The sequence below is a fragment of the Streptomyces sp. CBMA123 genome (assembly GCF_014596465.1).
GTDB lineage: Bacteria > Actinomycetota > Actinomycetes > Streptomycetales > Streptomycetaceae > Kitasatospora.
Genome location: NZ_MECK01000035.1, coordinates 27,471 through 47,111 on the forward strand (window position 1 = coordinate 27,471; position 19,641 = coordinate 47,111).

Below are 19,641 nucleotides of genomic sequence, written 5' to 3' on the forward strand. Positions count from 1 at the left end.
TGATGCCGGAAGGGGGAGGGCAACACCCCCGACCGACACCCCCGCCGGGGCCGACCAGCCCCGGCGGAACCTCTCACCAGAAGGCAGGCCAAGACGATGACCACCAAGACCCCCACCGTCCAGGACTTCCCCACCGCAACCCTCGTGACCGCCGGACCCTGGGCCAGCGGCCACCAGCTCGACCCCCGCCCGGCCATCGTCGTCGGCCCCTGGGGCGGCCCGGAGTTCGCAGGTGAGGCCCGAATGGTCGTTGTCTGGTACTACACCCTGGGCATGCCGGTGTCGGGCCTGAGCCTCCAGGCGATGTTTCCCCACGAGCTGACGCCGCTTGACGACACGCTGACCACCATGGACCAGGGCGCGTTCTGCGACCTCGCCACCAGCCTGCCGCTCGGCCGGTTCGCCTACAACGACGGGGACGACCTCACCGCCGCCGTGAACCGCGCGGTCCGCGAGCGGATCGCAGCTGCTCCGGCCACCCACAGCTGACCGAAGGCCCGCCGGTCCGGGGGAGGGCAACACCTCCGGACCGGCGGGCCCCCACACCCGAGCGGCCACCCCTTCGGGGCGACAGCAGCACGGTCCGGTGCGTTCACCGCCGCCGGCCGACTCCGCCTAGCGGCTCCGCCGACCAACGGCGGGCACCGGACCGCGAAGGACGCGCCCCGCGGGGGCGCGGCAGCCCCTGCCGCCGCGCAGGGCGCGACGGCGGCGGACCGCTCGTCCCTCACGGCCCGCCCCCGGTGGTGCTCACCGCTTCCAGCACCCCGTCCGCCCTCCGGGCGGCCAAAAGACTCTCACCAGAAAAGACCAGTTCGATGACCATCCAGATCACCCACACCCGCCGGGCCGGAACCCTGGTCAACGGCACCAGCCGGAACGACGGATCGGCCGAGATCCTCAAGCTCCGCGAGTACGGCCGCACCCTGCGCCAGCCCTTCCGCTGGAGCCGCAACCTCGACTCCTGGTACCTCCCGCACAGCCGCGACCACGCCGCGTACACCCCCAACCTCGAACTCCTCGCCCAGCGACTGCGGGACGCCGGCCTCGACGCCACCCTGACCGTCGACAACGCCGCCCGCCGCAGCTTCGCCGAGGCCGAACAGGACCGCGAGGAGCGCGCCGAGGCCCGTGCCGATCGCTTCGCCGGATACGCCGACAACGCCGCCAGCAACTCCCAGGCCGCGTGGAAGTCCGCCCACGAGATATCCGAGCGGTTCGAGTTCGGCCAGCCCATCCTCCGCGGACACCACTCCGAACCCCGCGCCCTCCGCGACCGCGAGCGCATGGACACCTCGATGCGCAAGAGCATCAGCGAAGGCGACCGCGCCCAGCACTGGGCCGACCGGCAGAAGGCCGCCGCCAGTTACGAGCAGTTCCGCACCAACCCCGGCCGCACTCTCCGACGCCTCGACACGCTGCGGGCCGACCTGCGCGCCGTCGAGAAGTGGCAGCGCGGCGAGTCCGCCAAGGGCTACTCCCGCAACCCCCAGGACCCGGAGCTGACCATCCGGCACGAGGAGCTGACCGAGGAGATCGCGCACTGGGAGCAGGTCATCAAGGACGCCGAAGACCGGGGCTTCAAGGTCTGGTCGAAGACCGACTTCAAGCGCGGTGACTTCGCGCTCTACCGAGGCACCTGGTACGAAGTCCTGCGCGTCAACCCCAAGAGCGTGACCATCCGGCACATCTTCAACGGCACCGGCAAGACGGTCGTCCGCGCCACCGACGATGGATACGACGGCTGGACCTCCACCGCCCCCTACGACGACATCTCGGGGCGCAAGGGCGCCGACGAGATGCAGCAACCTGCCCAGGCCGAGGCCACCGAGCACCAGGAGGAGGCCGAGCACTCCTTGCGGGTCGAGGAGCCGGTGGCCCCCGCCGCAGCGGCGAACTGGCTGGAGGGAATGGCGCTCGTGCTCATCGCCTCGAAGCACTCCCCCCGCTCCCGCAAGCGCGCCCTGTGGGCGATGACCCGCCGCGAGGCACAGGCCGTATGCGGCGACCCCCGCACCTCCGGCCGCTCGTACATGCTCACCTGGACCGAGCAGCCCGGCAGCGAGGGTGCCGACTGGGAATGGGTGCCGGACAACGGGAGCCTTGACCCAGTTCTTGAAGACCTGGGCATCACGCCGCGCCGTGAATGGACCGCCGCCCCGAAGATCCTGGCCGACGCCGCGTAGCGACTGCCCGCCCGCCCCGGCAGCCGAGCGCGTCGGGGCGGGCCCCCTCTCACCAGAACTCACCAGAACAGGGCACCACCATGACCACCCAGCTTCTCGAACGCCCCGTTGTCCTCACGGTCCCCACCCCCGAGCCGGACGACCAGAACACCCCCGTCCCCGGCCAGCCCGACCACCGGACGGCCGCCCCCGAAGCGGCACCGCCCGCCGCCCACCAGGCCGCCATGCCCTACCGCATCGGAACCCCGGACTCCGCAGGCCGCTATCCCGTGATCATCGGCCAGGACCAGGTCATCGGCCGCGCACACCGGTGGAGCCGGGACTGGTGGGTCGAAACCAGCGCGGGGGAGAGCAACTTCGGCCGCCCGGACAAGGGCGTTCCCGGCGTCGAGATGGCCGCCGCCCGCCTCGCCGAGCAGTACGCCGCCGGAGAGATCACCGCCGTCCCGCTGGACCAGATCCGCGCCGAAGTGCTCCGGCCGCTCACCGGCCCCGTGCCTCTGCTGCACCCGCGGATGCCCGTCAACGACCGCAACGTCAAGAGCGCTCTCACCGCGTTCGCCGGACTCGCGAACCTCCGGTGGCGCGCGGTCCTCACCGGGTTCCCCGGCAGTGACAACCACTGGGTCCTGCTCTGCGAGCTGTGCGGGTGGGTCGGCCCCAAGTTCTGGTCGCACCTGCGCGGGAGGAACGGCGGGTTGCCGAGCCTCCACCGCCACGAGGGCGGATGCGTCGGCCCGGACCGCGTCCGCGAACTCATCCCCGCCTACCAGCAGTAGACCGACTACCCGGGGTCGGCGGCACGCCGCCGCCCCCGGCCGCCACCGAGACGGACACCACCATGCCCATCCGCTACAGCCCCGAGAGCATCGTCATCGCCGACACCCCGGCCGACATCCTCGAATGGGCCGCCCACCACATCGAGCACGTCGGCATCAACCAGGGCCCGCGCCTGTTCGCCGGCCCCGGCCGTACCGCGCTGCTGCCGTGCTGGCCGCGCGGCGCCCTCGAAGTCGCCGCCGGCGAGGGGCGGGGAGCTGCTGGCCGCACCTACGACTGGCCCCGCATCAACCACGCCCGCGACAAGGCGTTCGCCCTGCTCGCCGAGACCCTCACCGGCCACCCCGTGGACGCCGCCGACCCCGCCGCTGCGAAGGACGCCCACTGCGATGTCATCGACCAGTGGAGCGCCGAGCCCGGCCGCACCGTCGCCGACGCCGCCCGCGCCTTCCGCGAAGCCGCCGTCCGTGCCGACCACGCCCTGTTCTGACCGGGCCTGCCCCGCCACCCCGACACTCCGAGAGCCAGCACGATGGACCAGACGACCACACTCCGCAGCACCACCGGGGCCCCCAGCCGACGAGGAGCCGCCACCCCGAGCAAGGACGGCGTCCACCGAATCGGCGTCCCCCTCCAGCCCCGGCTCAGCGCGACCGACCTGATCCGCGTACTCCTTGCGGCCCCGGCGGAGACCGACCTCCACACCCTCGACCCCGTACAGGTCCGCGCGATCATCGCCGAGGTGCTCACCCAGCACGGCTACGAGGTACTTGACCGGTCGCCGTACGACCCCGGCCGCGACCGCCACCAGGACGCCCGCCGCGCGATCCGTCGCGCCTACGGACCGCGCTTCCAGGACTCCCCGGCAGAGGTGGCCGTGCTCGCCGACCCCCTGCGCGAGGTGCTCGCCACGGGGGCGGGCGAGTGGCCGTGACCGCGCCCACCGCCGAGCCGACCGGCGCCCGGGCCCGGCAGACGCTCTATTGGCGGGTGCGCAACGGGCGGACGCCCGAACCCACCGAGAGCGCCCCGCGGGCATGGCACATCCGCCACGGTCACCCCGGTGGCGAGTACAGCGACCTCGGCCACGACCTGGACCCGTCCGGGCATCACGTCCCCACCCTGCTCACCCGCAGCCGGCCGACCGGCCGCCGGGAAGCGGAGGAGTTCCGGGGCGGGTGCCTGGCCTGCGGCTGGGAAGGCCCCGTCCACCGCGGCGACGGGTACGGCGACGGCGACAACCAGGCCGTGGAGGAGGCCCACGATCACGCTTTCCCCGGCTGGCGCACCCTGCCGCCCCTGACCACCGTCGAGGACCGGTCGGCACTCCCGCGTGACCGGGGGCGGTGGGCACAGCTGACCTCCCGCTACCCGTCCGGGTGGCTGGACCAGGGCGCCCCGCTGGTGGCGTGGAGCCGCCACCGCCGCGAAGTTCACGCACCCCCGCACCGCGGACGCCCCCGCTACGAACTCCGCGTACTCCGGCCACCGGGCAGCCGGGCGAACCGCACCGCCGATCAGGAAGCCCTGTTCTGATGACCGCCGCAGTCCGGGCCAGAGCCCCGCCACCCCGGCGCAAAGATGGTCTAATTACTCCGCCGACGGCGGAGCGGGCAACCTCCGCCCCGGCGGGTGCCGAACCGGCACCCGCACCACCAAGACAACAAAGGACGGCCAGCACACATGGGCAACACGGTGCTGGCCGTCCGGGTGTTCTCTCACCAGAAAGAACCACACCATGCTATGCGATCGGCATGCCGACCGTCCCCAGCCGGGTGACACCGCCCAGCTAAGGAGCGGTAACAGTATCGGCGCCAAGGACACCGACAGCTTCGTCATCGTCGAGGACTTCCCGCGGACCGGCCGGCACCTCGTGCTCAACCTCCCCATCACCCACCCCGCCCACGACGACTGGGCCGCCGCTGTACCGGTGGAGGAGATAGCCACCCTCACCCGACTCGAACCCACCGGCAGCCGCACCTGGACGCCCGTCCCCGAGCCGGACGAACTCCAGTGACCCCACCGAGCACCCACGACCACGAACAGGAGGCGACCGTGCCCGCCAAGAACGGCCGCACGCTCTACTCGCGCGCGGACCTGCGCCAGGTCCACAAGATCAGCGAACCCACGCTCCAGAACCTCTGGACCGACCGCGAGAACAACGGGCATCCGCCCGTCGCGGACACGATCGACGGCGTCATGCACTGGGACGGCGACGTCTGGGCGAAGTGGCACCACGAGCTCCAGCGCCAGCGGGCAGCCGCGAACACCACGAACCCGCCGAAGCTCGACGGCGACCCGGAGGACCTGGTGGGCCCGGCCGAAGCGGCGAAGGTCTGCGGGTTCTCCGACTCCGCCACCGTCTCCCACTACGTCAAGAACCCGCCGGAGGGATGGCCCGACCCAGACGACTGGGACAAGCTGCCGACCAGGGACCGCCCGAAGTGGAAGCGCTGGCGGTTGTGGCAGTACCTCGCCGACCGCAAGGGCAAGGGCCACGCCGGCGGACGCCCCACCGGGCGCCGGGGTGTGGCCTACCCGTACCAGGGGGACGAACGGCTCACCCTCGCCCGGCAGGCCATCGCCGCCAACCCTCAGGCCACGAACGCCGAGCTGATCCCCCAGCTCTTGGAGCGGACGGAGAAGACCTACTCCCGCCCGACCTGGAACAACATCCTCAAGTCGGCCCGCGAACACCCCGGGGAGGACTGACCGTTGCCCGACACCCGCTGCCCGCGCTGCGGCGGCCCGCTCGGTGAACGGCCCGCCCACTCCAGGCTGACCACCCACCGGGACATCCTCATCTGCACCACGTGCGGCACCGACGAAGCCGTGCGCCAGGCCCAGCGCCAGGCACCTGTGCCGCCCGGCGAATGGCCGCTGACCTAGTTCAGCCCCCCCAGGGCCACCCGGTGGCACGGGAAGGTCCCCCGCTCCAGCCGCTGGAGCGGGGGACCTTCCCGTATCTCCCGGCAGCAGCCGACCCGTGAGCCCGGCCCGCCCCGCGGAGCCGCCTGCCCCGGCCACCAGCAGCTGCCCACCGAGCCCGAACCCGCGAAGTCCACCCACGCCCGCAGGGCCCGGAGCCACCTCCGCTCCATCACCTCACCGAGTACGAAGCCCCAGCCCCCGGACCCGCTCCCGAGGTAACAGTCCAACAGCACGCCAGGCCCGATCGAGCCCGATCCGTAGCAGCAACCAACCCGCCCGGAGTGCCCGAAGGCACCCCTAGCTGATCATGATCTTGAATTTAGAGGACCAAGGTATCGTCACTTCGTGACGATACAATCGGCAAAGATGACCGGATCTGACCGGAAGAGTGCGGGGGGTGAGCGGGCCGATGGCGTGGGTGACCATGATCGGCCCGTCCGACGAGCAGGTTGAGTACCGCCTCACCGGCGGCCACGGATGCGGGAAGACGGTCACGGTCGACGCCGCGCCCCTCGTCGCCGCGATCGAGGCCAAGGCCGAGGAAGCCGGGACGACCGTCGCCGCCCTGCTCGGCTCCACCGAGGCCAAGAAGGCGTTCTTCCGGGCCCGCGCCCAAGTGCGGAACGCCAAGTCCGCGCGGTTCACCGGGTTCGACGCCGTCGAGGTCGCTGCCGCTGCCGGCCTCAGCGCCCGCGAGCTGTACGGCGAACAGGCCCTCCCGCTCCAGGCTGCCGACGGGCAGGTGGACTACCACCTCGATGCCAGCGAACGCCCCCTCGTGTGGATCGGCGGCGGCCTCAACGAATTCGGCATCGCCCCCGGCAGCGTGCTCGCTCCCACCGACTTCCAGGCGGCCCGGCGCCTCATGCGCGGTGAGGACCCCCGAACAGGCCAGACCCTGGTGGAACCCATGGTCGCCATCGCGCCGGCCGCGAAGCTGCCCGCCGCCCCGCTGGTCCGCGCCATCCGCCGCGCCGGCGCCGAACGCAGCGTGAGCCCCGCGAGCCTGCTGGACTCCCAGCGGAAGAAGGACGCCTTCCGCAGGATGGAGAACCAGCTCCAGCGGCACGGCGAATCGCACCGCATCCCCGCCTCCACCCTGCTCAAGCTCGCCGACGCCGTCGGCATCGACGCCGTCGCCCTCTACGGCGAAGCCGCCTTGCAGAAGGCCGTCGCCGCCGAGGCGGGCGGTCGCCTCGACGCCCGTGCACTCCTGCGCGCCGTCGAAGCCCGCGCCACCGAAACCGGACAGCAGCCTGCCGACCTGTTCACGGCAGCGTCCATGAAGCGCCGGTACGCCCAGACCGCACGCGAAGGCGAACGGCGCCTCCGCGACCTGCCCATGGACGTCCGCGAAGCCGTCGCCATGGCCAAGGCCGCAGGGCTCGCACCTGACAGCGTGTGGGACGCCGAGGAGATCAAGGCCGCCTTCCTCGAAGGCCGGGTACAGGTCGGCAACCGTGGCGCCGACGTCACCCTCGACCTGGCGAAGTCCAAGTCGGTGCTGCTTGCCTACGCACCCGAGGAGATCGCCGCCCAGGTTGAGGCCATCTACACCTCCGCCGGCCGCGAGTCCATCACCGCTCTGGAACGGTGGACCGCCTACGGCATGCGCGGACGCAACGGCGACGGCGCCGAACCGGAGACCGTGAGGACCAGCGGCTTCTCCGGCTGGATGATGGTGCACCGAGCCGCCCGGCCCGTGGACGGCGCCCCGTACGGCGACCCCCACTTTCACCTCCACTTCACGCTCGCCAACATGGCCAAGGGGACCGACGGCCAGTGGTCCACCGTGGCGGCCGGAGGCCGTGACCTCAACCGCCACGCGCGCGCCACCCAGTCCCTCATGAATGCCCGCATCCGCCGGGAGCTCACCGACACCTTCGGCATCACCTTCCGCCGCGAAGAGCGCACCGGTGCCTGGGAGATCGGCGCGATCCCCGAAGCCACCGTCCGCCTGTTCAGCAAGCGCGACAGCCAGGTGCGGTCCCTGCTGAGCAAGCTGGGCATCGACTACGACAGCGCCACCACTCGCGAGCGCACCGCCGCCTCCACCGCGTCCAAGGCCGCGAAGAACGGCGAAGCCGCCGGGGTCGAGGACGATGTCCTGCGCGCGTACTGGCAGGCCGAAGGCCGTGCCGCTGGCGACGACCCTGACGCCATCGCGGCCAGCGCCGTGCAGCAGGCCAAGGCAGGCCAGAACCCTGACCTGGACCAGCTGTGCGCCCAGGTCTTCGACCCGAAGACCGGCCTGACCAGCCACTCCAAGGAGTTCACCCACGCCGCCGCCATCGCCGCCGTCCTGGACGCCCTCCCGTACGGCGTCGCCGACGCCGACGAAGCCGAACGGCTCACCAACTCCGTCCTGCGGCACAGCGGGTACGCGGTCAAGCTGAACCCGAAGGGCGCCAGGCACTTCACCCACGCCGACCGCTACACCACAGCCGACGTGGTCGCCGCCGAAACGCTCATCATCTCCGAGGCCACGAACCGCCTCAACGAGCACGCGGCCGTAGTCAGCCACGACACCGTCGCCATGACCCTGTCCGCCGTCGAAGCCCAGCACGGCGGCACCTTCGCGTTCTCGGGCGAGCAGCGCGCGGTCCTCGAACGGCTGCTGACCGCAGGCCACGGAATCGACGCCGTCGTGGGCATCGCCGGATCGGGCAAGACCACGATCATGGACACCGCCCGGCAGGCGTGGGAGGCCAACGGGCTCATCATCGCCGGGGCGAGCACCGCCGCCGTCGCCGCCGCCAACCTCAAAGCAGAGGCGGGCATTGGCTCCCGCACCCTCGCCTCCTGGCTCACCGGCATCCGCAACGGCGGCCCGGGTCTCACTGGCGTGGACGTCTTGGTCGTGGACGAGGCGGCGATGTGCGACGACCGCGACATCGCCGAACTCCTCGCCCACGCCGCCACGACCCGCACGAAGATCATCGGCATCGGCGACCCCAAGCAACTGCACGCACCCGGCATCGGCGGCTCCTTCGCCGCCGTCCACCACATCGTGGGTGGACTCGAACTCACCGAGAACTTCCGGCAGAAGGACGCGATCGAGCGTCGGGCACTGGCACTGTGGCGCGACGACAACCGCATGGAAGCACTCCGCTCCTTCGCCGGGACCGGCCGCGTGCACGCCCTTGCGGACAAGGACGCGACCCTCGCCGCGATGCTCACCATCTGGGCCGACAAGCGCGCCGCGCACACCGACGACCACACCGCCGTGCAGCAGCTCCTCATGCTCGCCTCCACCAACGAGATTGTGGAAGAGCTGAATCTCGGCGCCCGCGCCCTGCGGAAGGCCGCCGGTGCCCTCACCGGCCCGGAACACCTCTTCGCACTGCCAGGCGGCGGCGAACTCGCGCTGTCCATCGGCGACCAGGTGCTCCTGCGAGCCAACGACTACCGGAACAAGCAGAGTCGAGGTGCGAACGAAGACGTCCTGAACGGCTACCGCGGAATCGTGCGGGCCGTGGACGAGGCACGCCGGGTCCTGGTCGAGTGGAGGGAGAAGACCCCCGAGGGCCAGCGCGACGTCGCAGAGTGGGTCGATACCGACTACATCGCACAGGGCGGCCTCGGCCTCGGGTACGCCATCACCGGCCACAAGTCCCAGGGCCTGAGCGTTCAGGAAGCCCTGGTCTACGGCCCCGGCGCGCAGGCCAACGCCCTCTACACGATGCTGAGCCGGGACAAGAAGGAGAGTCACCTCTTTCTCCCGCTGTCCGTCTACGAGACCGACGCGGACCGTGCTCGCGCAGGCGAAGCGCTCACCGACCAGGAGCAGCTTGACCGCGCCGTCGCGGGCCTCATCCGCGAGGTCGAGACCGGCACCGAGGAACGCATGATCCTCACTGAACTCCCGCAGGCTGCCGTCCCCGCCCACGTCCGGGAAATCGTCGCCGACCTGCCGATCCCCCGTGCTCCCGGAAGCGCACACGAGGCGGAGGAAGCGGGCGACATCGAGACTGCGGACACGCCCAAGCCTGAGCACCGACGCACCGCGAGTTCCACTAAGCGTGCGGTGGACCCGGCCGTGACCTCGGACATCCGCCAGTCGCACGCCGTCCGTCCGTTCGCCCATCTGGCCAACTCGGCCTTGCGTGACGCTGTGCGCAAGGCCACCGCAGCCGCACGGGCTACGGGAGCGGCGGCCGATAAGGCAGAGGCCGCAGCGGACCGCGTCGAGCAGAAGGTATCCGCTGGAACCGGTCCGAACGTGCTGGCTCTCAGCCGCCGGCAGCAAGAGATCGCCGAACGCGCCGGAGCGATCCGCGAAGTGCGAACGCTGAACGCTGTGGTCGCCGAGCGCACTGCCCGGCTGCACGGAACACAGGACCGCATCAGCGCGGTCGAACAGCAGTTGGCCGCCACCGGTCGGTTCGGGCGCCTGGTGCTGCGCGGAGACCAGCGGGCCGCCGTCGAGACAGAGCGCGAGGACCTGATCCGTACGTGCCACGACGCTGGGCAGGAGCTGGAGACCGCGAGCAAGCGGCTCCGCGAGGTTGCCCAGCAGGCCGGACCCGCCAGCGAGCACGAAGCCGTGCTCGCCGAGGCCGACATGCCGCAGGAGGAGAAGGCCGCGCTTCTGCGACGTGCCAAGGACAAGGACACCCAAGCGGCCAAGGGCCTCCGAGTCGAGGCGACCAAGGCACGCACTACCGCACGCAAGGCCGACAGCCGGGTGTTCGGGCTCCAGGAAGAACTGACTCGGCGGACCGACCGGAGCCGGCAGAACAACGACACCGAAGAGGCAGCAGTGCCGACTACGCCGAACCCGGAGTCCCCGTACGCCAAGCACGCGAGTGCGGCAGATCCGTACTTGTACGAGGTGCCGGAAACCCCGCTGGCTACACCGCTGCCGTAGGGACGCTGACAGCCGCGTAACGTACGGGCGCACGCGAAGGGGCGGGGAGCAACTCCTTGGCTCCCCGCCCCATCACCTGCACACGATCAAGAAACGCGCCGCGTCACCCGAGGCTCTCGGGCAGCACCGATTCGAAGTTGTCCAGGTGCAGCTCGTACTCGCACATCTGCAACATCATGTCGCGAGCGACCCCCACGGCGGGCTTGCCGTCCAGGTCGGCGTACGCCCAGCCGATGAACTGGTTCGACAGCGGGGAACCCGGCAGCGTCCGCAGCCCATCGGTGCCAACCATGGTCGTCAGCGGCTTGCGGCTCTCCAGCCAGACCCCGAACTGGGCCGCAGGGGGAGCGAAGGTGCCCAGTCCAAGATCCTTCGTCAGGAACTCGGCGAAGGCTGCCGGGACCGCCAGGCCAAGGTTAATGCGTCGGTACCACTCCACGAGACCCGAGGCCGGAGGTACCTGTCCGTCGGCCGTCCGCGGCTCGACATAGAGGAGCAAGGCTGCCGTCCGCGCGGGCCGGCCGAGACTCCCGCCGGTAGGCGGCAGGAAGAGCGCAGAGGCAACCGGCGTACCTTCCATCGGATCGTCACCAGCCGTCAGAGCGGCCTCAAGGGCCAGCAGCCCCCGCCCCGCCAGATTCGTCCAGGCCGCATCAGCTGGCACATGAGTCAACGATCCGACGACCTCGCGCACGGCAGCTGAGTCGAGAAACGCCGCCAACTTCGCACGCAGCTCGGTGCCACTGACCGCCTGGTCCATCTCCTCGCAGCCGACGAGCATGCCGACCTTGACCACCGGCGGCGCATCCTCCCACTGACGGCCGCCATAGCCGGGGTGGGACATCATGCTGTGGCTCATGTTCATGACCCCACCGACCTCCGCACCGTTCGTGGTGTGGTGCCAGTGGTCGGTCACCGCCGGTACCAGCCCCAGGGCGGACGCGGGCTCAGGCTCGATCGCGTTCTCCTGCTCCGGTTCCTCGGGCAGCTTGCTCAGATCGAGGCAGTACGGCTCGGTCCCGTCGGTACCGATCTGGAACTGGTAGTCGACGTTGCCCTCCGGCTCGTCCCTGATCACTCGCAGCGTGAGGATGATGTGCTGACTCTTGAGCTCGGCCCAGGCCCTGACAGCCTGATAGCGGAAGGTCACCGCCTTCGGGAGCGACGGGAAGACCCAATGATCGCCGCGCAGCCACTTGGTCCCCTCAAGATCCTCCCGGAGCGCGGGGAAGTCGAATCCGGCGAGGTCGAGCAACGGCCTGTCGAACTTCGGGACAGCCTTGGCGTCGACCGACCCGTCCTCCAGCCAGGGCACAGGCCAACTTCGAGGGCCGACCCAACCGCCATCCTGGTCATGGGCGTCGATGACCTTCACCCGGAAGCGCCCGAGGTCACCCCGGTTCAGAACACCGAGCCGGAGGCGATTCGTGGCCGTGTCGAACTCCGGCGAGAGCCGGACCACAACCGGCGCCGCAGGCACGTCGGCAGCATCACGGCCTCGACCGGCCGTTGACGACTCGACGTGGACAGTCGGACGCTCCCGAGCCGGCCACCACTTCAACACGGTGGCGAAGCCCAGGTACAAAGTGATCACCCCGAGCCCGGCACAGAGGTACGTAGGCCACCACGGGAAGGTCGAGTGGTCCGCGGCCGCCATCGGCCAGACGATCGCGAGAACCGTAAAGGAGACGACTGCTGCGCCTACCCAGGCGGCCGAAAAGCCGCCCCTATCTTCAATTGCCACCCGCTAATCCTATCGGCGAGCGCCTGGCGTACGGCAGAACTCTGCAACCCGGCGGCCATCTTGAGCCCACCGGCGTCGACCTGCTCGCTGCCACAGTGCGCGAGCTGATAGAGGAGACCGGGCTTGACCCTGCCGGTGTGCTTCCCGCGTCGCAGACGCCGGTCTACATCGAGTATGGCCAGGTTCCCGGCTCGGCCGAAGAAGGACGAGCCGGCTCACCACCACCTCGACCTCGGATTCGCATTCAGGACCGGCTCACGCGAACGTGGACGTGGGTCGCCTCCAGGAGTCTGAGGTGACGGGCGCGGCCTGGTACCCGCTCGGCACGGCCGAGCGTCTTGTCGGGCACCGCATTGGCCGGGCGGTCAGCACGCTGGCTCGGCTCGGCTGAACTGCTGCCGTGGCTTCGCTGGTGGCGGGTCGGCCTACGAGATCAGGCGGATGATGATCGCAGTGGCGTCGTCGTGCGGCTTTCCCCGCTCCGGGGACCGGACCGCTTCCTCTTCGCGGGTCAGGCGGATGACCTCCCGGGGACCGAGGTTGAGCAGCGCGTCCATGAGTTCTTCCCAGGTCCAGCCGTAGTGGTCGGCCAGGCGGGAGGCGCCATCGGTGAGCACTGCAACGGCGGCGACGGAGTCCCGCGGCAGGGTGCGGGTGACGGCCCGGTCGGCGGCAGCCGGGTCGGTGGAGGCGACCCAGAATCCGGGGTCGCGGTTCCGCAGGGCGCTGAGGTGGTCGGGCGTGTAGCCAGGCAGGTGGCGGGTGCGGGTATCGGTGACCACCTGAACCTCGCCCGCGCTCGTGAGCACGAGGATTGGGGAGTCGCAGAGCACCATCAGCTCCACCTCATCCTCGGTGATCCGGGCAGCGGCCACGGTGGACGACGGGCTGTCGGGGCAGGTCATGTCGCAGGTCCGGCCGTGGAACGCGGCGAGGTCGGCGATGGCGGCCCGCAGCACCTCCGGCAGCGGCACGGCGGTGGTGGCCAGCCGGGTGCCGAGCCCGGCGGCGAGCTTGCGCACGTACCAGGCGACGGTATGGGTGCAGCCGGTAGGCAGACCATTCGCGGTAGCGCCGTCCAGAGCAACCGCCCAGGTGTTCCCGGTGAGGGCGTAGTCGTCGCCGTCGCCGTCTGTCCCCGGCGTCGGGACACTGGCGCATGTGATCTCCATAGGCGGAACTCCTTCGATTCGATGCCTGGGGCGCCCTTGGCCACCGGCATGACGGCGCGTTGGTGCGTGGTGGGGCAGGCGTGACTTGTAGAGTGCGAACCGCCTTGTAAGCCATGCATCTTGTGGGAGTCGACTGTGTTAGCGCTGGTAGCTCGCGTTCGATTGATCGGTCACCGGGAGCCTTGCTCTCGGGGTGGCGTGGAGGTGCGCCGTGGCGATCAGTGACGCGGTCATCGCGGGCACCCTTGCCGCCTACCTTGAGCGCTTCCCGGACGAGGTCGAGCAGCTGTCCGAACCTCTGCGGCTTCTGAGTGAAGGACGGGACTTCGCGTCGCGGCGGAGCTTCCCCATGCACGTGACCGTTGGCGCGCTCCTCGTCAGGGACGACGCTGAGGTTCTGCTTATCGAGCATCTGGCGTACGGCATCACCCTTCAGCCTGGCGGCCACCTTGAGCTCACGGACCTCGATCTTCTGGATGCCGCAGTTCGCGAGCTGACGGAGGAGACCGGGCTTGATCCTGCTGACGTGGTCCCGGTGTCGGTGACGCCGGTCTACATCGAGTACGGCGAGGTTCCGGCTCGGCCGGAGAAGGATGAGCCAGCTCACCATCACCTCGACCTCGGATTCGCGTTCAGGACTGCTCACGCGAACGTGGACGTTGGTGCCCTCCAGGAGTCCGAGGTGACGGGCGCGGCCTGGTACCCGCTCGCCACGGCCGAGCGTCTGGTCGGGTGGCGCATCGGCCGGGCGGTCAGTGCGCCAGCTCGGCTCGGCTGATCGCTCCGTGGTCGGCCCGCCAGATGGCTGGCCGACCACGGGTTCAGTCGGCGAACGACAGTTGACCTGATGAGTCGGCCGTGCGCTCAGTCGAAGGACGGCTTACGGTCCCGGCTCCGCTTGACCTCGAAGAAGCCGTCCGTCTCAGCGACGGCGACCATGCCGTCCCAGAGCCGCGCGGCGGCCTCACCGCGAGGAGCCGGCGTGACGACGGGGCCGAACAGAGCCGTGCCGCGGATGCGCAGTACGGGCGTCCCGACATCAAGACCAACCTCGTCGAACGCCTCGTGGTGCGAGTCCTTGATGATCTGATCGAACTCCCTGCTGGTGGCCGCCGCCGCAAGCGACTCAGGAAGACCAACCTCCGCCAGGGCCTCGGTGAGGACGGTCGGATCGTCGCGGCGCCTTTGGTTGTGCAGCCGCGTGCCGATGGCCGTGTACAGGGCTCCGAGTACGGCGGGGCTGTCGTGCTCGGCGGCTGCGGCGCAGACCCGCACCGGGCCCCACGCCCTCGTCATCAGCTCCCGGTATTCGTCGCTCAGTCCCTTGCCCTCGCGCTGGACGAGGTTCAGGTAGGACAGCGACATGATTCGCCAGTCGGCCCGCACGGGCCGCAGCTGCTCAACCTCCAGCAGCCAGCGCGAGGTGATCCACGCCCACGGGCACAGCGGGTCGAACCAGAAGGGGACCAACTCGCGGTCCGGTTGTGCGTCGGGCATCAGATCCGCACCTTCTTCCTTCTCTCGGAGTTGTCGGGCGGCGTCTTCGACTCCGGGTGTCACAGGTCGAAGAGCCCGCCTTGAACGGGCAGGTTGCACTTGGCCCTGCGCCCCGCGGTCTTCACGAGGGCAGCGAGATCGTCAAGTTCTCCGCTCTCGTGCGCGAGGGTGATCAGCTGCTGGAATAGCTGTGCGGTGACGTCGACGTCGGCGAAGGCTCTGTGGCGGTCCGCCGGCTGCGGGATGGCGAAGTGCGCGAGCAGGGTGTCCAGCTTGTAGTTCACCAGCCCCGGGACTAGGTGCTTGGCCAGCGGGATCGTGTCGAGCAAGTCGAGGTGGGCCAGCGCGGGGCAGTGCTCGCGCTGGGTGTAGATCACGTTGGCCTCAGTGGCAGCGTGCTGGGCCACCAGAAGGTACGGGGCACCGGGGGTGAACCGCTTGTCCAACGCGCCCAGAGCCTCAGCGGGAGTGGGAGCCTGCCGCAGCTGTTCTGCCGTCAGTCCGGTCTGCGCGGTGTCAGCCGGCGTCACCGGAGCGAAGGAGGGCGGCCGGATCAGGGACGCGCTTGTTCCCCTCTGCGCCCAACCATTCTCCCCGTGCCGCAGGGCGCGAGCGGCTACTTCGATCGGCTGGGGCGGGTGGCCTGTCGGCGTCGTTGTCTCGAAGTCGATGACCACGAAGGTCATCGCCTGGAAGGCGGGGTCCTTGGTCAGGCTTCCCATGTCTCCACCGTTCTTGCGGGGCCTGTACCGATGCAATCCGGTACCCGGCATGCCCGCACGAGCATGCCGGAGAACCAGACTGCCTGATGCATCGTCACGGAAGGATGACCTCGGTGACGGCGCGGGTGGCTGCCTCCAAGCCCGATGCGTTCCACCGCTGCTCGCCCGTCCACGCCTCGCTCAGGGACTGGTACAGGTCCGTCATCACCGGCACGAACGCGGGCGGGAGCGGCGTCGGGTTCGGCCACTCGCTCCTCGGCACGCCCTCAGCGATCAGCTTGCTGACCGGGATCTCGTGCCCCGATCGGACGTACCAGTCCCGCAGGATCTGCTTGCCGCAGTGCACACCGTTGAACATCAGACGGCTCTCGTCCGGCGTGCCGGGGCTGTCGGCGAGCACCAGCTCATGGTCAGCCGTCAGCAGGTACTCGAACTTGCCGTCGCAGTGGCTCAGCCCGATCTTGGCCGCGTGCCCGGTCAGCACCTCGTTGGCCTTGAGGGTGGTCGCGCGCATGGCTTCGAAGTGCACGTCGTCCAAGCCGGCGAGGCGCTGTGCCTCGCCGGGGGCGATGAACCGGTTGACGTCGTCACGGGTGGTCGCGTACTCGATGAGCGGTCGTTCCAGCTTCTCGCCGATCGAGGGCACCGTGCTCAGTCCGACATCGGCAGGGGACAGGTCACCGGCGGCCAGCCGCCGGTGGACGGAGCTTCCCGGCGGCAGCTCGTTGCGGAAGAGGATCTGGAGCGGGATCAGGTAGTTGCCCTGCTCCGGGGTGAGGGGGCGGGCGGTGAGGTCAGGGAGGCGGGTCAGGGTGAACTCGATCTGGTTCGGGGCGATGAAGCGGCGGAAGTGGGTCCGCACACCGGCCTCTTCCAGCATCGTGAAGTTGGCGACGGCCATCCGGCAGACCGCCTCGCCCTTGCCGGGGATCGGGTCCGGCATCCGGCCGTAGTGGAAGACGGTGTAGTTGTCCGTGTACTCGAAGATGCCGACGCCTTCCCTGGTACTGGTGGGAGGCGAGACGACTCGCAGGTTCTTGGTCGAGTGGAGGACGGGCATCATGCTCCTCGGGTTCGACGGCACTGTGCCGTCACCGGAAGGGATCTGCTGACGGGGGAGGGGCGATGGCGGGAAGTGCCGCAGTGCCGCGGTTCTCGGCCGGGGCGAGGTGCCCGCCGATCACCGTGAACACCCGCATGCCAGCCGCGCGGGCGGAGGCGATGCCGTCCGGAGCGTCGTCTACCGCGAGGCAGTTGCCCGCCGAGACCCGCAGCCGACGGGCAGCCGAGAGGAACAGGTCCGGGGCCGGCTTGCCGTGCATGGCGTCTTCGCGTGCGACGACAGCCGCGAACTCTTGCGCCAGGCCCAGGACGGCGAGACCCGGTTCGACGAGTAGCCGGCTCGCGCCGGATGCCACAGCGCAGGGCAACCCGGCCCGACGGGCAGCACCCAGGAGGGTGACGACGCACGGGATCGGGGTGATCGTGTGCAGCACGGCCAGCAGGTGGGCACGGCTGTTCGCGATGATCTCGTTGTGGGGCAGGGCAGGGCCGCCGGGCAGGGCCGCCAAGAGCTCTCGGATGGACAGCCCGACGTGCTGGCGGTACCAGTCGTGATCCAGGTCGACGCCGTACGGCCGAAGTGCCGTACGCAGGGCCTCCTCATGCCCTCCGGTCGTATCGGCGAGGGTTCCGTCGAAGTCGAGGACCAGCGCCTCGACGTCGCTGGGGATCGCCGGAACACAACCCTGCGGGCAGGGCTGCCCGGTGGAGAACGGGTGCCGCAGCTCCGCACTCATGCCGACTGCAACTCGGAGAGCCGGCCGCAGCAGATGCACGCCGCGCCCGGGCCCTGCCACGGCTCCACCACGCACCCCAGGTCACGGCCGGCATCGGCGACCCAGGCCCGGATCTGCTCGGCCGCCTCGTACTCGTTGACATGTCGCCGGTCCACCACCCGGTAGCGGACCTGATCGGTGGCGGCCAGCCGCTCGAAGAGCGTGCAGGCGTCTGCCATGAACGTGGCCTGCTCGGCGGTGAAGACGCACTGGTCCCGCTGCTGTGCGCGTTCCAGGGCCTTCGAGGCGTCGTCGGTGACCAGGATGGTGAGGTCCGGCAGGGGGCGGAAGGAGGAAGCGAGGCCCAGCAGGGCAACCGCCGTTCGAAGGGCCTCGTCCTGGTCGTTCGGGTGCAGGAGCAGAGCTTGGCACACGGCGGTGGTGTCCACGCTGCGACCCTCAACGACGGGACGACCGCCGGACAGTTCGGGCAGGACGGTGTCCAGGTCGTGCCGCTTGATGGCCATGAGAATCAGCGCCTCGGCCATGGGGGTGCCGCCGCGCAGGAACGGGTCGCCCGCGCTGGCCTCGCGCAGCGCGCGCAACAGGGCTTCCCCCAGGCCAGGGCGCCCATTGACCCGCTGGGAGAACTCGTCCAGCATCAGCGGCTTGAGGTCGAGCCCTTCGACGGCCCGGTTGGTGAGGTACGTCTTGCCGACACCGTTCAGCCCCTCGGCGGAGATCAGCGGGCCGCGGGTGCAGGCGGAGAGCTTCGGTGTGATCGTCATGCGGCGGCATCCGTTCGGCGACGAAGGCAGGAAGGTGCCGGAAGCGTTGTTCCGGTCGGTGCGGGCCCGGGGGCGTCGGTCAGGTGCGCCATGCAGCGGCCTCCCGGGCTATGACGGCTGCGTACTGGTCGAGGACCGCTTCGTCGTCGCGTTCGGTGAGGACGAGAGCGAGAGTGTGGTCCAGGATCTCGGCCGCGCCATGGCAGGGCTTCCGGTCCACCCCGGCGAACATGGGCCGGGTGTCGCACGGCACGAGCCGGAACGTGCCGGTGGAGTTCGGTACTTCCTGCTGGGCCAGGTGCTCGGCGAACCCTCGGGGGTTCGCCAGCCCGATGTGGAAGAGCGGGGCGTAGGCGTTCCAGGTCTCGTCGGTGGCGGGCAGGAGCGGCGTGAGGCCCCGGGCGCTGTCCAAGGCACGGACGAGGTACGCGGTCTGTGCGCGGCGGTAGTCCAGCAGCGCCGGGAACCGGAACAGGTTGGCGTGGGCGAGCGCGGCGAGCGGTTCGGCCAAGCGCCCGTTGAGAGCAATCCGTTCCTGGGGGCGGCTGCCGAGCGGGGGCGTCAGCCAGTGACCGCGGAAGGCTCTGGTGTGCGCGGCGAGAGCACCGTCGTCGGTCAGGACGAAGCCGCCCTCCCCGCTCCAGAGGACCTTGCCGTCCTTCAGACTGAAACATCCGGCCGCGCCGACTGTCCCGGCCATGGCACCAGCACGCGATGTGCCCGCAGCCTGGGCAGCATCCTCAACAACGACGATCCCGTGCTCGGCGGCGAACGCGAGCAGGTCGGCCGGGGCGCCCATCCTGCCCCAAAGGTGTACCGGAACGATCGCCTTGGTACGGGCCGTGACCTTGGTGGCGGCATCGGCGAAGTCCAGATCGAGTGTCGAGGGGTCACTGTCGACGAACACCGGCTTGGCGCCGAGCAGTACAACCGGCGCGGCCGTCATGACCACGGTCAGCGCTGGAACCAGCACCTCGTCACCCGGCCCGACTCCGACCGCGGACAGCGCGGCATGTAGGGCCGTCGTGCCGGACGACACCGCCACCGCGTGCTCGCTGGAGAACGTGTCCGCGAGGTCGTGTTCCAACCCGCTGGTGAACTCGGCACCGGCGGGGTTGGGCATGCTGGCCAGCGCGGACAGCATTCCTTCGCCGAGGTCCTGCACCGAGGGCA

General features: G+C 70.2%; 20 protein-coding genes. 12 read left to right on the forward strand and 8 right to left on the reverse strand.

Annotated elements, in window-relative coordinates; translation table 11 throughout:
* The first annotated feature begins 96 nt into the window (after nt 1-96).
* The 10 genes from BG452_RS06300 to mobF all read left to right on the forward strand — a co-directional run bounded on the left by BG452_RS06300 (nt 97) and on the right by mobF (nt 10,767).
* On the forward strand, nt 97-489 hold the full coding sequence (locus BG452_RS06300) for a DUF6409 family protein (protein WP_188303165.1): 393 nt from the start codon (nt 97-99) through the stop codon (nt 487-489).
* Nucleotides 490-818: 329 nt separating this feature from the next.
* Nucleotides 819-2,186 carry a DUF3560 domain-containing protein gene (locus BG452_RS06305; protein WP_188303166.1) on the forward strand — a complete coding sequence of 456 codons (1,368 nt, stop codon included), beginning with the start codon at nt 819-821 and terminating at the stop codon, nt 2,184-2,186.
* Nucleotides 2,187-2,266: 80 nt separating this feature from the next.
* Nucleotides 2,267-2,965, forward strand: coding sequence for a hypothetical protein (locus tag BG452_RS06310; protein ID WP_188303167.1), 699 nt, complete (start codon nt 2,267-2,269; stop codon nt 2,963-2,965).
* 62 nt (nt 2,966-3,027) lie between these two features.
* Nucleotides 3,028-3,456, forward strand: a complete 429-nt coding sequence (locus BG452_RS06315) for a DUF6197 family protein (RefSeq protein ID WP_188303168.1) — start codon at nt 3,028-3,030, stop codon at nt 3,454-3,456.
* A gap of 42 nt (nt 3,457-3,498) precedes the next feature.
* Nucleotides 3,499-3,900 carry a DUF6181 family protein gene (locus tag BG452_RS06320; RefSeq protein WP_188303169.1) on the forward strand — a complete coding sequence of 134 codons (402 nt, stop codon included), beginning with the start codon at nt 3,499-3,501 and terminating at the stop codon, nt 3,898-3,900.
* Complete coding sequence (locus tag BG452_RS06325) at nt 3,897-4,502, forward strand: DUF6349 family protein (protein ID WP_188303170.1); 606 nt, start codon at nt 3,897-3,899, stop codon at nt 4,500-4,502. Before BG452_RS06320 ends, BG452_RS06325 begins: the two co-directional genes overlap by 4 nt.
* A 202-nt stretch (nt 4,503-4,704) precedes the next feature.
* A complete protein-coding gene (locus BG452_RS06330; RefSeq protein WP_188303171.1) occupies nt 4,705-4,983 on the forward strand; it encodes a DUF6211 family protein in 279 nt (92 codons plus the stop codon).
* Nucleotides 4,984-5,021: 38 nt separating this feature from the next.
* Nucleotides 5,022-5,678, forward strand: a complete 657-nt coding sequence (locus BG452_RS06335) for a hypothetical protein (RefSeq protein WP_317620924.1) — start codon at nt 5,022-5,024, stop codon at nt 5,676-5,678.
* A 3-nt stretch (nt 5,679-5,681) separates the two neighbouring features.
* Nucleotides 5,682-5,855, forward strand: a complete 174-nt coding sequence (locus BG452_RS06340; RefSeq protein ID WP_188303173.1) for a hypothetical protein — start codon at nt 5,682-5,684, stop codon at nt 5,853-5,855.
* 451 nt (nt 5,856-6,306) lie between these two features.
* Complete coding sequence (mobF, locus tag BG452_RS06345; protein WP_223241830.1) at nt 6,307-10,767, forward strand: MobF family relaxase; 4,461 nt, start codon at nt 6,307-6,309, stop codon at nt 10,765-10,767.
* A 103-nt stretch (nt 10,768-10,870) separates the two neighbouring features.
* Here mobF and BG452_RS06350 read toward each other — a convergent pair whose 3' ends face one another.
* Nucleotides 10,871-12,511, reverse strand: a complete 1,641-nt coding sequence (locus BG452_RS06350; RefSeq protein ID WP_188303174.1) for a hypothetical protein — start codon at nt 12,509-12,511, stop codon at nt 10,871-10,873.
* Nucleotides 12,512-12,606: 95 nt separating this feature from the next.
* On the opposite strand from BG452_RS06350, the gene BG452_RS06355 reads away from it, so the two are divergent.
* The gene (locus BG452_RS06355; protein WP_411292886.1) at nt 12,607-12,810 is read left to right on the forward strand and encodes a hypothetical protein; all 204 of its coding nucleotides are present in this window, start codon (nt 12,607-12,609) and stop codon (nt 12,808-12,810) included.
* Nucleotides 12,811-12,936: 126 nt separating this feature from the next.
* Here BG452_RS06355 and BG452_RS06360 read toward each other — a convergent pair whose 3' ends face one another.
* Complete coding sequence (locus BG452_RS06360) at nt 12,937-13,683, reverse strand: protein phosphatase 2C domain-containing protein (protein ID WP_188303175.1); 747 nt, start codon at nt 13,681-13,683, stop codon at nt 12,937-12,939.
* Nucleotides 13,684-13,894: 211 nt separating this feature from the next.
* Here BG452_RS06360 and BG452_RS06365 point away from each other — a divergent pair, with 211 nt between their 5' ends.
* Nucleotides 13,895-14,461 carry an NUDIX hydrolase gene (locus BG452_RS06365; protein WP_188303176.1) on the forward strand — a complete coding sequence of 189 codons (567 nt, stop codon included), beginning with the start codon at nt 13,895-13,897 and terminating at the stop codon, nt 14,459-14,461.
* Nucleotides 14,462-14,547: 86 nt separating this feature from the next.
* Here BG452_RS06365 and BG452_RS06370 read toward each other — a convergent pair whose 3' ends face one another.
* The 6 genes from BG452_RS06370 to BG452_RS06395 form a co-directional block, all read right to left on the reverse strand.
* On the reverse strand, nt 14,548-15,180 hold the full coding sequence (locus BG452_RS06370) for a disulfide bond formation protein DsbA (protein WP_188303177.1): 633 nt from the start codon (nt 15,178-15,180) through the stop codon (nt 14,548-14,550).
* Nucleotides 15,181-15,239: 59 nt separating this feature from the next.
* On the reverse strand, nt 15,240-15,902 hold the full coding sequence (locus BG452_RS06375) for a PolC-type DNA polymerase III (protein ID WP_188303178.1): 663 nt from the start codon (nt 15,900-15,902) through the stop codon (nt 15,240-15,242).
* Between the two features lie 94 nt (nt 15,903-15,996).
* Nucleotides 15,997-16,962: a phosphoribosylaminoimidazolesuccinocarboxamide synthase gene (locus BG452_RS06380; protein WP_188303179.1), complete on the reverse strand. Its 966-nt coding sequence runs from the start codon at nt 16,960-16,962 to the stop codon at nt 15,997-15,999.
* Nucleotides 16,963-16,993: 31 nt separating this feature from the next.
* Entirely contained in the window at nt 16,994-17,740 is a 747-nt protein-coding gene (locus BG452_RS06385) for an HAD family phosphatase (RefSeq protein ID WP_317620925.1), read from the reverse strand.
* Nucleotides 17,698-18,468, reverse strand: coding sequence for a dTMP kinase (locus BG452_RS06390; protein ID WP_188303180.1), 771 nt, complete (start codon nt 18,466-18,468; stop codon nt 17,698-17,700). Before BG452_RS06390 ends, BG452_RS06385 begins: the two co-directional genes overlap by 43 nt.
* 79 nt (nt 18,469-18,547) lie before the next feature.
* Entirely contained in the window at nt 18,548-19,633 is a 1,086-nt protein-coding gene (locus tag BG452_RS06395; RefSeq protein ID WP_317620926.1) for a DegT/DnrJ/EryC1/StrS family aminotransferase, read from the reverse strand.
* Between the last annotated feature and the right edge of the window lie 8 nt (nt 19,634-19,641).